The sequence below is a fragment of the Robiginitalea aurantiaca genome (assembly GCF_030380815.1).
Classification (GTDB): domain Bacteria; phylum Bacteroidota; class Bacteroidia; order Flavobacteriales; family Flavobacteriaceae; genus Robiginitalea; species Robiginitalea aurantiaca.
In genome coordinates, this window is sequence record NZ_JAUDUY010000004.1 from 295,041 (window position 1) to 307,750 (window position 12,710).

General features: G+C 49.1%; 10 protein-coding genes. 2 read left to right on the forward strand and 8 right to left on the reverse strand.

The genetic code is table 11. From position 1 onward, the window contains the following. Positions 1–45 precede the first annotated feature (45 nt). Entirely contained in the window at positions 46–1,674 is a 1,629-nt protein-coding gene (locus tag QU605_RS10400; RefSeq protein WP_289725244.1) for an acyl-CoA carboxylase subunit beta, read from the forward strand. A gap of 30 nt (positions 1,675–1,704) precedes the next feature. Here the strand turns inward: QU605_RS10400 and QU605_RS10405 are convergent, their stop codons facing one another. The 7 genes from QU605_RS10405 to QU605_RS10435 all read right to left on the reverse strand — a co-directional run bounded on the left by QU605_RS10405 (position 1,705) and on the right by QU605_RS10435 (position 11,178). Next, positions 1,705–2,838, reverse strand: coding sequence for a carboxypeptidase-like regulatory domain-containing protein (locus QU605_RS10405; protein WP_289725245.1), 1,134 nt, complete (start codon positions 2,836–2,838; stop codon positions 1,705–1,707). Between the two features lie 3 nt (positions 2,839–2,841). Next, the gene (locus QU605_RS10410) at positions 2,842–4,584 is read right to left on the reverse strand and encodes a DUF2135 domain-containing protein (protein WP_289725246.1); all 1,743 of its coding nucleotides are present in this window, start codon (positions 4,582–4,584) and stop codon (positions 2,842–2,844) included. 182 nt (positions 4,585–4,766) lie between these two features. After that, positions 4,767–6,599, reverse strand: a complete 1,833-nt coding sequence (locus QU605_RS10415; protein ID WP_289725247.1) for a DUF2135 domain-containing protein — start codon at positions 6,597–6,599, stop codon at positions 4,767–4,769. A gap of 192 nt (positions 6,600–6,791) precedes the next feature. Continuing rightward, positions 6,792–8,117, reverse strand: a complete 1,326-nt coding sequence (locus QU605_RS10420) for a M24 family metallopeptidase (protein ID WP_289725248.1) — start codon at positions 8,115–8,117, stop codon at positions 6,792–6,794. 12 nt (positions 8,118–8,129) lie between these two features. Beyond that, on the reverse strand, positions 8,130–9,206 hold the full coding sequence (locus tag QU605_RS10425) for an AMP-binding protein (RefSeq protein WP_289725249.1): 1,077 nt from the start codon (positions 9,204–9,206) through the stop codon (positions 8,130–8,132). After that, the gene (locus QU605_RS10430) at positions 9,203–10,135 is read right to left on the reverse strand and encodes a CPBP family intramembrane glutamic endopeptidase (RefSeq protein ID WP_289725250.1); all 933 of its coding nucleotides are present in this window, start codon (positions 10,133–10,135) and stop codon (positions 9,203–9,205) included. The genes QU605_RS10425 and QU605_RS10430 overlap by 4 nt, the downstream gene beginning before the upstream one ends. Continuing rightward, positions 10,126–11,178, reverse strand: a complete 1,053-nt coding sequence (locus QU605_RS10435) for an o-succinylbenzoate synthase (protein WP_289725251.1) — start codon at positions 11,176–11,178, stop codon at positions 10,126–10,128. Before QU605_RS10435 ends, QU605_RS10430 begins: the two co-directional genes overlap by 10 nt. 49 nt (positions 11,179–11,227) lie before the next feature. Here QU605_RS10435 and QU605_RS10440 point away from each other — a divergent pair, with 49 nt between their 5' ends. Next, on the forward strand, positions 11,228–12,019 hold the full coding sequence (locus QU605_RS10440) for an SDR family oxidoreductase (RefSeq protein ID WP_289725252.1): 792 nt from the start codon (positions 11,228–11,230) through the stop codon (positions 12,017–12,019). Here the strand turns inward: QU605_RS10440 and QU605_RS10445 are convergent. Then, complete coding sequence (locus tag QU605_RS10445; protein WP_289725253.1) at positions 12,016–12,696, reverse strand: metal-dependent hydrolase; 681 nt, start codon at positions 12,694–12,696, stop codon at positions 12,016–12,018. The two genes, QU605_RS10440 and QU605_RS10445, sit on opposite strands and share 4 nt — an antisense overlap. Between the last annotated feature and the right edge of the window lie 14 nt (positions 12,697–12,710).

The following is a 12,710-nucleotide window of genomic DNA, read 5'->3' on the forward strand; positions in this document are numbered from 1 at the left end:
CCGTATCTTTAGGGCTTAAAGTACATCGCTCAAAGAGAAAAACACATGGATCTTACCTTCAATAAAAATGAAGACCAGAACAAACTTGCCCTTGCAGACCTTAAAAAGAGGACTGCAGAGATCAAAAAAGGTGGGGGTGAAAAACGAATTCTAAAGCTGCATAAGGAAGGAAAAATGACCGCGCGGGAACGTATCGAATACCTGCTGGACACCCCTGATAATGCTCTGGAAATAGGAGCCTTTGCGGGATTCGGGATGTATGAGGAATACGGGGGCTGCCCTTCGGGAGGCGTTGTCGTGAAAATTGGACATGTCCAGGGACGGCTTTGTGTTGTGGTGGCCAATGATGCCACGGTCAAGGCAGGGGCATGGTTTCCGATTACCGGGAAGAAGAATCTTCGCGCCCAGGAAATCGCCATGGAAAATCACCTTCCGATAATTTATCTGGTGGACAGCGCCGGGGTATTCCTGCCCATGCAGGATGAAATTTTTCCGGATAAGGAGCATTTTGGCCGCATTTTCAGAAATAACGCCCAAATGAGCAGTATGGGAATCCCACAGATTGCGGCTGTTATGGGTAGTTGTGTGGCAGGAGGCGCATACCTGCCCATCATGAGCGACGAAGCCCTGATTGTGGACAAAACCGGGAGTATTTTTCTGGCTGGAAGTTACCTGGTCAAGGCCGCCATAGGTGAAAGTGTGGACAATGAAACCCTGGGTGGCGCAACAACCCACTGCGAAATTAGTGGGGTTACAGACTACAAGGCCAAGGATGATAAAGACGCCCTGAATCGCATTAAAAACCTGATCGACAAGATGGGCGCCTTTCCAAAAGCAGGGTTTAACCGGGCGGTACCCGCAAAACCGGCCAAGGATAGTAAAGAGATTTTTGGCCTGTTACCCGGATCGCGTTCGGAACCTTATGATATGCTGGAGATCATTGAGCGTTTGGTGGACGAATCTTCCTTTGAGCAATACAAAGAGGGGTACGGAAAAACACTGCTCACCGGGTATGCGCGAATAGACGGATGGGCCGTAGGAATTGTTGCCAACCAGCGTAAGGTGGTCAAGAATAAAAAGGGTGAAATGCAATTCGGGGGAGTCATCTACTCCGACTCCGCGGACAAGGCCACCCGGTTTATCGCAAATTGCAACCAAAAGAAAATCCCCCTGGTTTTTCTGCAGGATGTGACCGGTTTTATGGTGGGTAGCCAGAGTGAACACGGAGGAATTATTAAGGATGGGGCAAAAATGGTTAATGCCGTGAGTAACTCGGTAGTGCCCAAATTCACCGTGGTGATCGGCAATAGCTATGGTGCCGGAAACTACGCCATGTGCGGCAAAGCGTATGACCCTCGCTTTATGGTGGCCTGGCCCAGTGCAAATCTGGCGGTAATGAGCGGGAATTCAGCAGCCAAAGTGCTCCTGCAAATTGAAAAAGCAAGGTTGGAGAAGTCCGGAGAGTCCATTGATGCGAAAAAGGAAACCGCTTTGTTTGAAAAGATAAAACAGAAATACGATACTCAAATTTCTCCCTATTACGCAGCGGCCCGTCTATGGACAGATGCCATTATAGATCCTATGGATACCCGGCAATGGATTTCTACAGGGATCGAAGCGGCAGACCATGCACCAATCGAGAAACCCTTTAATATGGGAGTGCTTCAGGTTTGATCTCTGGTACAGACTCCCCGGTAGGAGTGGTTATTCCCGCTGTAGCTGGAAATTGAAGTTACGCGCCTCCTCCACCTCTACCAAAATCTGGAGCATTCCAGGATAATAAACGGAGAGCATATCCCCTCTTGATATTGTGGTGGTGTAGCGTCCCCACTTATCGGTTTCAGCGACTTCATTGCGGGTGTAATTGCGGACCAAAGCGCCCCGCAGGGGGTTCCCTGCATGAAATACATATCCGGAGATTTCCTTTTCGTTCTTTTGCCGTTTTCGTAAAACCCTGGCCTTTGGGAGTTTCCTTGGGTTGTCGGTATAAAGCGTACTTTGTATGGTAAAACCCACCACGGCTTCATCGATATGCTCCCAGGAATCCTGACTCGCATACCTCCTGTACGAATCTCCCCCTGTATACGCACCTGCAGGTAAGCTCAGGCCTACCCTATCGGTACCGAAGACACCCAATAGTTCCAGGCTAACGATGAAATCGTCTTTCGCCCAAATTTCAAAGGGTTTGAGGTCTATGGCCGTTAGGAGTTCGCCCTTTTTTAAGGTATACAGAATGTTTTGTCCACTCGTATTAAGGTTTGCTCCTGGTTTTCTGCTTTTTGCGTCCGTTTCGTATATATTGACCCGCAACCAAACGCTGTCCGACGGATTATCCAGGATGTGAAAGAAAAGGGCATTCAGCCTGCGCATACCTTTATCTATCCTGATCCGGGAACCGAGCTCTCCGCCCAGGGCCACACTGTCCTTCCAGTATCCTATTCCCCGGCCAATCAAGTCGGGATAGCCCAATTCCTCTTCTACTTCAAACAATTCAGAAGTGGAAACCACGACTTCATTGAGGTCTATCGGGACAGGCCTGAGCCGAAACGTAAAGTGTTCTGTAGACTGCTGTAGCCGGCTTAGTGGCACTTCCTTTGGCTCATACCCCAGGGAAGAAATACGAAGTACATCCCCGGATTGCACCCGGTCCGGCCTGAATTCCAGGAGAAAATCACCCTCTTCATTACTTACCGTTCCGATCGCACGGTTAAGCACCCCGATATTTACAAACGGTATGGGATCCCCGGTGGAAGCGTCTACAACCTTGCCTAGAAAGGCGAGCTGGGCCTGAACGGGCAGCGCAAGGACAAATAGTGCAGTGGCCAGAACACTTCTCATTGACTATCGCACGCGACTTATTCCCGGATTATTGATCGAAAGAAGTTTTTGCCAGTTATCCTTAAGCGAGAGCTTGAAGGTATATACCTCCTCTTTCTGATCGCGTTCACCGTAATTGTAATACGTGGTAACCTTCAGATAGGTTGGGGTAAGACTTTTATTCCCGTGGTACCTCACATTGACTTCCCAAAGGCCGGGTAAGGCATTATCGATAATATGCTCCTCCATGGAATACCCGGACATTTTTTCCTCGACAATTCGGTCTTCATTATCAACATAGGTGTGTTTCCAGGTGTGATACTGTCCTTCTGGATTTACGAATTGCAATTCAAATTCCGCCTCTGTATCGTTCCACTCCACTACAACCCTTGTCGTATTCTGAACATAGGGGTCAGAGACAATTTTACGGGGATTCGCACCAATCTGAGAAGCGTGTAACTGCAGCAGGTTGTCGCTTTCGTGTTGGATTATTTTAGAGAAGTCATCGGAAGGCAGGAGAAAGTTTTCGTCCACCAGGTATTTGTACCGTGCGTATATGGCTGCGGATTTATCGTAGGCGGCCACCTTCCTGTAGGCTTTGGCCAGATCCAGGTAGGACTGGCTGTAATTCGGTCTGAGTATAAAAACGTCTTTCAGGACTTCAAGCGCCAGCTTATCCCGGCCCTGTTCCTCATACATATAGGCAAGGGCCTTCAACATGGCCGCATTAGACCCGACCATCCGTTCGTTCTCCCGAATAATCTGATCTGCAAATTCGGGTGCCCCAGCCGTTTGATAGAAATAGCGATACGCATCCAGATAGAAGTAAGGAGAACTCTTGTATTGGGATTCATACCGGTAATAAGCGGTGCGGGCTTCCTCGAAAGTCCCCGCCTCCCGGAAAGCAGACATATAAGTGGGTTCGCTGTTGGCGACAGCTGTTTCACCAAGGACCGGTTCTTTGACATAATTATTACGCAAGCGGGCCCGATCCACGATTTGATTGGATGCCGGGTTTCCTGAAAGCGTATTGATTACCACGACTCCCCCACTACCTACCGCTCCGTATCGGGCAGTATAGGCTACGGAAGAGATCAATGCCATTCGCTTTATCTGGCTGACATCAATCCAAACGGGGACCTGCTGAAAAACAAGGCCATCCACATCAAAAATCCCTACCCTTTGATTGCTGACAGATCCGCCCCCTCTGAAGATCACTGCGCCGCCTTCCTGGCAGTTTCCGGTGGTACGGATCCCGGGAAAACGATTCCGAATCACATCCAGGATACATAGTGCGACGGGTAAAATCGAAGACTGGTCGAGCATGCGTACCTGGGCAGGGGCCGTATCCGCATCCAGGAGTCCAAAAGCAGTTTTGAGAATCCTGGGATTACTCTCATACTCCATAGCCAGGTCCTGCTGGGATTTTCGATTACTTCGGGTGACGGTTACCTCATCGAGTTCTTCCACATCCGGGATCATCACAAGATTCAGATATCGGGTGACGTCTTCTACCCGTACCAGGTAATCTTTCATACCGGTATACGAATATTGCAGCAAGTCCCCTACCTCTGCTTCAATCTCATATTTACCCTCATCATCTGTAAATACACGTACCTCCTGCTTCCCCTGAATGGCGATAAGCACATCCTGCATTGGATTTGTTCCATCGGAAACACTCCCCCGTACGGTTCGGGTCTCCTGTGCAAAAGCATTGAGGGTCAATGCGAAAAAAACCAGTGCAAATACAATTTTCCCCTTTCTCATAATTTCTGAACTTTAGAGTAAAATATAAAATTCACTCCATATATTTTTATATATATTTTAAAGCAATTGCATAAAATATATTTATGCTAAAGGCTTACTAAATCTGTAGAAAAATAAGAAGTCCTGAAGCCTGAAGACCTGGTCCCGAAAAAAGGCTCAGCGTAATCAGGGAAGCCTCCCTGCTAATTCAGTGCTACCGTAGCCCCCTTGGTTAGGGTGAACAAACGCTGATTAACATCTTTCAGGCTTAATTTGAATACCCGCACCTCTTTGCGCTGTGACCGGCTCCCGTAATTGTCGTAAATCGTCACTTTGAGGTAGGTAGGGGTCAGGCTTTTGTTCCCGAGATATCTGACATTGACTTCCCAGGTTCCGGGCAAGGAGTCGTCTATCAGAAATTCCTCTGTGTTAAAGCCAATTTCCTTTTCCCTCATTATGCCATCAGCATCACTTGCCATGGAATGTTTCCAGATGTGATACTGGTTTTCCGGATTGACAAACTGCAGATCGAACTCTGCTTCCCCGTCATTCCATTCAAAAACCAGCCGGGTTCCCTGAAAGGTCTCTTCTTCAACATAAAGGGATTCCCGCTGGGCCGCGCTGACAATACCCGCCTGATGCAGGAATAACAGATTATTGTAATCCCGGTTCAGGATAGGTACAAAGTCTGTGCTGTCCACTGGGATCATATTCTCTTCAACGAGGTAGTCGTAACGCTTATACTGGGCCGCTGCCTTGTCATACCTCTCCAAATTGCGGTAGCTGTTCCCCAGATCCATATACGATTGCCCGTAATTGGGACGCATTCGCATTACCTCCTTATAGGCTTCATGCGATTTATTAAATCGCGACTGACTCTCATAAGTGTATGCGAGGGCTTTCATATTGACGGGGTTTCTATCGAACAGATAAGCCTTGCTGCTCACTATTTCGTCAGCGAATTCCTGATCCCCTCGTACTTCGTAAAAGTGCCGGTAGGCATCGAGCACAAAGTATGGGGCACTAGAATAGCGGGAGGCGTATTTCTCATAAACAGCCTTTGCATCTGCCGTGGAGGTGGCCGCATTGAGTTCCTGGTAGTAAGTGGGTTCTCCTGAGGCAACATCCGCCCGGGTCAGGATAGGGCCCGTCTGAAAATTATTTCGGAGCCTCGCAAAGTCCTTGAGTTTGCCACTTTTGGGACTCCCGGCCAGCGTATTGATAACAATGACCCCGCCTGCTCCCAGGTTCCCGTACTGGGTAGTGGTCGCAAAATTGTTGAGAATGGCCATGCGCTTTATCTGGTTGATGTCAAGCCAAATGGGAGGATCTGAAAAGATCTGTCCATCGACATCGAAGAGGGCTGCCCTTTGATTGAAAATAGATGAGGTCCCCCGGATGTACACCCGTTGTGGCCCCAGGTTGTCGAACTCCTCAAAGGAATCTGCATCGGATTGCCGCACCCCTTGTATATTGGTAATCTGTCCGTCAGACGGTGGAGCTCCGCCTCCGGCACAATCTCCAACGACACGAACCCCGGCAAACCGGCTTCTCAGCAAATCCAGGATACATACATAGATCGGGCTTATCTCCTCCTCTGTCATAAACCTGATATTTCCAGGCGCCGTATCCGCATTCAAATACCCGTATGCTGTGCGAATCAGGCGTTCATTTACCGCATATTCATTGGCCAAATCGCGTTGGCTCTTTCGATTGCTCCCAACGACCACCACTTCTTCCAATTCAGCCACATCAATGACCATGGTAGGACTGAGAATCCGGGTAACGTCTTCTACGCGAATCCGCAGGGTTTTCATTCCCTGGTAGGTATACCGGAGAACATCCCCGGGCTCGGCGGCAATGGTATACATCCCTGAGGCATCCGTAAACGTCGAAGCACCACCTTCCTCCACACTGATCGCCACATCAGCAAGGGGACTGGTTCCGTCTGTAACGGTACCCCGAATGGTCTTTTGATTTTGTTGGCCAAAAGTAAGCGGGCCGATTAATAAGAGGAGAATCCAGAACTTTTTCATAGCAATACGGTTTTAACTACCTTAAAGATAAGGCTTTAAATGTTAAAAAAATTAAAATGCAAGGGTTTAACACCCTTTTATCTTTCAATAAAGAAGCGTGAAATCTAAAAAGGTTGCGCTCGTTTCCCGTCAAAGCCCAGGGCTTTCGTGAAGCATTATTCAAATTAAGAACCGAAGCTGCAGATTTCGGGATTACCTGGGAATAAGGTATAAATCGGTTTGTCGTCCATTCACATACCTGAAACCATCTGGGCCGTAATACCCGGCTTCCTCCAACATTACGCGAATATCCCTTTTCCATTCAGGAAGGGTAACCGTCGTATTTAACTCGATGGCATAAACGGTGCTTGGGTTCAAAGGATATCCCATCCCGTCCTTCGTTTTGACCCCATTTTGGGCATCCCACATCCCTATGGTCGTCCCGGCGGAATGCCCATAGGTTCCGAGAGGGTGCGTATAGATCGAAGGCTTAAGCCCCTCATCCCGGCCCTGGGCCAGGGCAGTAGCCAGAATATCATTTCCTGTCTTGCCTGCGATCATATTCCCGGTAAGCAGATCCTGTACCCGGTTACCATCCCTGAGGGCCTCTTTTAAATACCCGGGAGCTTCAGTTTCTCCGGGTTTTAAAACATAGGCCAGTTGCTGACAGTCTGTATTGAGTCGCAGATAGGTAATCCCAAAATCGCAGTGGAGTAAATCCCCCGGGGTTATGACCATACCTTCCGGCCTGTCCGAGAAGGAGTACAAATGCCCTTCGAGCTGGGCTGCCGTCCGCTGGATATCCACCGTGGGATGAAACCAGGTTTCGAGACCGAGATCCGTAACCTTCTGCCGCATCCACCATTCCACCTCGGTGGTCGTCGTGACTCCAGGAGTGATGACGGATGTCGAAAAAGCCTCCCCGATAATATTGTGCGTAATTTCGACCAGATGGGACATCAGGGTCATTTCCCTTGGGGTGCGGGTTTCAATCCATGAAACAGCCAGGTTTTCCGCCGATACCACTTTCGATCTATACCTTGAAGGGAGGTATTCCATAAACAGGTCGTAATCGGTCTTATCCAGGCCATCGGCTATGTTGTGATCCTCAGAAAAATTAAGTCCGATTTTGTCGGGGTTTCGCTCCTCAATCAGGTCCATCAGACGACGCCATTGATCGGGTTGTTGTTCTTTATCCCAAGCCGACTGGATACTCTCACCAATATTGTACCGGGCCACAGCGAGTTTATCTATGGTACCCTTGGAGGCGTCCCTGTAAAAGAGCAGGATCGTCCTTCTCCGTGCATTTAGCCAGGTTGCCGGCAACATGGTTTTTAACACAGGATCCTCGTTGTATTCCCTGGAAATCAGTACCCACATATCGATACCTGCCCGGTCCATCAAAACAGGTAGTAAGGAATCAAAGCGCTCTTTTAAAAGTTCATCGACCACCCTGGCACGATCCACTTCAGGAAGGATATCCTGAGAGCGAACCAAAAAACTGCCAAGCAAACAAATTATTACCAAAATTCCTCTCATCGCAAATCCGTTTTAAATTAATTTTTGTGTGATCTCCGCACGGCTGATCTTACCCGATTTAGTTTCCTCAAAAGCGCTGAGGTAATGTACCGCTTTGGGAACCTCGTATTTCTCCAACCCGGAAATACGCTTTATCTCAGCTATCAGGTCCCCCTCAGGTTCTCCCTCTACCACCAGTACCAATTTTTGCCCCAGTACCTTATCGGGCAGTCCCGTCAGGAAAAATCGCTGCTTTATAAAGGGTTGAAGTTTTGATTCCAGGAGTTCGGGCATCAATTTAACCCCTCCTGAATTCACTATGTTATCGGCACGCCCAAGCCAGTAAAATGAATTTTCTTCCGGCCTGGAAACCATATCATTCGTGCGAATGGAGGTTTCTGAGAGAAAAGGGGCATCGATAACAAGGCATCCGGTTTCATCCTGATCTACATGAATGCCTGGCAACACCTGAAAAGGGGGCAGGGATCCGGACTTTGAAGCCTCGGGAAGCGGATTGAGTTTTCGCAAGGCGATATGGCTGGCGGTTTCACTCATCCCATAGCTTTCATAAACGATCGTATCCAATCCCATCAAGGCCTGCTGCAGATGTGCGCTAACCGGTGCGCCGCCAACAAGGACCATGGAGACCCGATCCATTTCTTTTAGCGAAGCCTCCAGCTGCATCGGTACCATGGCTACAAAATCAATGGTATCCTGCAGGGCCCATAGCGGTGTCCGCTCAGGGGCCACCATGGTGAGTTCCCAACCCAGAATCAAGGCGCGAACGAGCATCATTTTTCCTGCAATGCTGTTTACCGGCAAACACAAAACTGCTTTTGTCCCTTCGCCGAGTCCCAGGAAATCCCCCGTGATTCGTGCACTTTTCACCATGCCTTCTTTGGACAATACAATTTCTTTCGGAGTCCCTGTTGAGCCCGAAGTACGCTGTACAATAACCGGGGACTCCGATATCCAGTCCAGGAGGAAATCCCCGATCTCGCGTTCGAAAGGCTCCCCTTCCTTTACCAGGCTGTAGGCTACTTCGCTCAGATCTGCATAGGCGATCTGAAGGCCGTTTATTGAAAATGAGGTGTTGAATTCAGTTATCATGATGTTTCTTCATTTAATAGGGGCATAGCCTCTGCTTTCGAAAGTACGCGCCCTGTGAGCCTTTCTTTCCAGTCTTGCCATCCATACCTGCGGCCGAAATAATAAAGCAGCAGGGGAAAGACAACAAATATAGGCAGGTATGCATCCCAGCTCAGGCCGGGTTCTGACACATCCTTTAGGATGGAATCCGTTTGAAAGGCCGTCCAGTCCGCTGTGACCAGAAGGGCAGTTATCAGGTTATTCGCCGCATGAAACCCCAGAGCGAGCTCCAGACCTTCATCCATGAGCGTTATGATTCCCAGGAAAAAGCCGGTTCCAATATAAAAAACCATGATGCCGTATCCCAATTTCCCGACTTCGGGGTTCCCAAGGTGCATTAACCCAAAAATAAGGGAAGTGACCACCAGGGGTACCCAGCGGTTCTTAAAGATAATACCCAGTCCCTGCATCATATGCCCCCTGAAAAGGTATTCTTCAAAACTGGTCTGCAGGGGTATCAGCAGTATCCCAATTAGGGCGAGCTTCCAGAATGCAGACCAGTTAAAATTCAGCACATAACTGTCCGGGGAGATCACATAATCGAGCAAGGTTAGCCCTGAGGTAATCAATGCCCAAAGCCCAAATGCAAAAAACACCCGATTCCAATCGATTTTCCTGCGGGAGGTAGTCAGGGAACGAATGGATTGCGGATGCACGAGTTTTGTCCATCCCAAAACCAGGACAAGGCCAAAAGCCAACGGAAATAATAAAAGAATCAAAACAATGTTGGTGCCCAGTTGGGCAATCATATCCGCCATCATCTGATCCACGCTGACCGGAGAATTCACAGTTGCAACGTAGTTGCCGACCATTAAGGCGATAAAGCCAAGAGGTAAGACAAAATACTTCCACAGACCGAGATCTCCTCGATACCCTTGTTCTATATACATAAGCTTTGAATTTTTTGAACATCCCAGGAGGCCCTGAAGTCATATCGAAGTGCCCCCCCGGCAACCTCCAATGGGCTGCTGATATTATTCGTAAACAAACTACCCGTTCCAAGCCCCTGTGGCATATGTACATCCAGGGATGAGGTCCATTGGGCAATAGCATTCAAACCAATATTGCTTTCCAGGGCACTGGTGACCCACCAGCCGATGCGTAGTTCCTCTGCCAACCGGATCCACTCCTCGCTCCCCGAAAAACCGCCCACCAAACTGGGCTTTAAAATAATGTACTGCGGTCGGATGGCTTTGAGCATCCTGGATTTATCCTCATACGGAATGCATCCGATCAATTCCTCGTCGAGCGCGATAGGCAGGGGTGTACCCGTACAGAGTTCAGCCATGGCATCGGGCTGGCCCGCCGCTATGGGTTGTTCAATAGAATGCAGGTCCAACGCCGCCAGGTGCTTCAGGCGTAAGAGAGCTTCACCTGCGGGAAAAGCGCCATTTGCATCTACCCGAATCTCCAGGTCCGCAGGGCCAAATTCGCTTCGGATTTCGCTCAGCATACGGAGTTCTTCTTCAAAATTGAGCGCTCCGATTTTGAGTTTCAGGCAGGTAAAACCTTGTTTTAACCTGTCCGCAATCTGCGCTTTCATAAACCCGATATCACCCATCCAGATCAGACCGTTGATCGGTATGGGATCGCCATTTAAAAAAGGGGCGTCCGGAAAAAGGCAAAAGGGATCAGGACTCTGAAAGGAGCGTACGGCCTGTTCCATACCAAAAACAATACTGGGGTATTCCTGGTATTTGAAAAGTGCACCTTCGAGATCCGTCTCCAGATCTTTACAGGCCAGGGCCAGCATGGCCTCATAATCCGGCCTGTCGTCGTAACTCAAGCCCCTGAAAAGTCCGGTTTCGCCTATCCCCCACTGGCCCGTGTCTTCCAATACGATAAAATAGGTATCCTTTTGGGTAAGCACCCCCCGGGAAGTGCCTCCGGGCTGTTTGAACTGGAGGGTGTATTTTAGGTAGGATGCTTTCATACAGGCCATCAAATTTACGTATATTTTTGATCTGAAACAGCGGATAAACATGGAACTGAAAGATAAGGTGGTTTGGATCACAGGAGCATCCTCGGGTATTGGCAAGGCTCTGGCGCAACAGGCGGGAAAAAAAGGGGCAAGGCTGATCCTCTCGGGAAGGAATACAGCACGGTTACAGGAGGTTCAGAAATCGCTTTCGGATCCCGGAAATTCCAGGGTACTCCCCCTGGATCTCGCAAATTTAGAATCCTTTGACAGGATCGTGCAGGAAGCACTAAGCGCTTTCGGGACTGTCGATATCCTGGTCAATAATGCCGGGATCAGCCAGCGCTCCCTGATCGCTGAAACAGGCCTTGACGTTTATGAAAGATTGATGCACGTGAATTACCTGGGAACCATCGGACTTTCTAAAGCCCTGCTCCCCTACTTTGTGGAAAACCAAAAGGGGCATTTTGTAGTTGTAACCAGTTTGATGGGGAAATTCGGCTCTCCGCTGCGCTCAGGATATTGCGGCGCCAAACACGCGCTCCACGGCTTTTTTGATGTGTTGCGGATGGAACATGAGAAGGATTCCATTGCCGTTACTCTGGTTTGTCCCGGATTTGTCAACACGGATATCGCCCGAAATGCGCTCACCGGGGATGGCAGTGCTCAGGAAAATCAGGATAACGCGACGGCCAACGGAATGGATCCGGACCGATTTGCCCGTAAAATGCTCCATGCCATTCAAAGGCGCAAAATGGAGGTGAATATTGGAGGGAAAGAGGTGTCCGGAGCATACATGAAGCGCTTTTTTCCAGGGCTGCTACACAAACTGGTGCTCCGCAGTCAGGTCGTCTAAACGCTGACTGCTTCCCCGATATCGGGCAATAAAAGCGTTTTACCACCCTGTTCGAAGGTTCGGACTGCCTGCTGCGTATCAATCTCAATATATCCGAAGGTATTGTAGTGGACGCCCATCACCCGGTCACAATTGACAAATCCTGAGGCCTGAAGCGCATCTTCTACCCCCATTGTAAAATTGTCTCCAATGGGCAGTATGGCCAAATCCGGTGTTCCATAAAGGGGGATGAGTTTCATGTCCATATGGAGGGCGGTATCTCCGGCGATGTAGACCATTTTCCCATCGCTTTTCAGGAGAAAACCTCCGGGTTGCCCACCATAAGTTCCATCGGCAAAAGACGAGGTATGAACGGCATTGACGTATTTCAGCCATCCAAAATCAAAATCACGGGCACCCCCATGATTCATCGGGTGACCTTCCAGGCCTTTATTCTGGTAGTATGTTACGATTTCGTAATTACTGATGATCAGGGCACCTGAGCTATGGGCAATGGTCTCAACATCCAGGACATGGTCCTGGTGGGCATGGGTGAGTAAAATAAAATCAGGATTGAGGTCCGCTACGTCTATTTTCCCCTTTGCCTGCTCGTTCCCCGTAATAAATGGATCGATCAGTATACGGTGTTTGCTTGTTTGAATAAGAAGGGCGGCATGCCCCAGGAAGGTAATTTTCATGGAAGGGTTCTTTC

Excerpts from the sequence above, each read along its gene's own strand:
- QU605_RS10405 (WP_289725245.1), bottom strand. The coding sequence starts at position 2,838 with ATGAGAAGTGTTCTGGCCACTGCACTATTTGTCCTTGCGCTGCCCGTT.
- QU605_RS10400 (WP_289725244.1), top strand. The coding sequence starts at position 46 with ATGGATCTTACCTTCAATAAAAATGAAGACCAGAACAAACTTGCCCTT.
- QU605_RS10430 (WP_289725250.1), bottom strand. The coding sequence starts at position 10,135 with ATGTATATAGAACAAGGGTATCGAGGAGATCTCGGTCTGTGGAAGTAT.
- QU605_RS10415 (WP_289725247.1), bottom strand. The coding sequence starts at position 6,599 with ATGAAAAAGTTCTGGATTCTCCTCTTATTAATCGGCCCGCTTACTTTT.
- QU605_RS10410 (WP_289725246.1), bottom strand. The coding sequence starts at position 4,584 with ATGAGAAAGGGGAAAATTGTATTTGCACTGGTTTTTTTCGCATTGACC.
- QU605_RS10435 (WP_289725251.1), bottom strand. The coding sequence starts at position 11,178 with ATGAAAGCATCCTACCTAAAATACACCCTCCAGTTCAAACAGCCCGGA.
- QU605_RS10440 (WP_289725252.1), top strand. The coding sequence starts at position 11,228 with ATGGAACTGAAAGATAAGGTGGTTTGGATCACAGGAGCATCCTCGGGT.
- QU605_RS10445 (WP_289725253.1), bottom strand. The coding sequence starts at position 12,696 with ATGAAAATTACCTTCCTGGGGCATGCCGCCCTTCTTATTCAAACAAGC.
- QU605_RS10420 (WP_289725248.1), bottom strand. The coding sequence starts at position 8,117 with ATGAGAGGAATTTTGGTAATAATTTGTTTGCTTGGCAGTTTTTTGGTT.
- QU605_RS10425 (WP_289725249.1), bottom strand. The coding sequence starts at position 9,206 with ATGATAACTGAATTCAACACCTCATTTTCAATAAACGGCCTTCAGATC.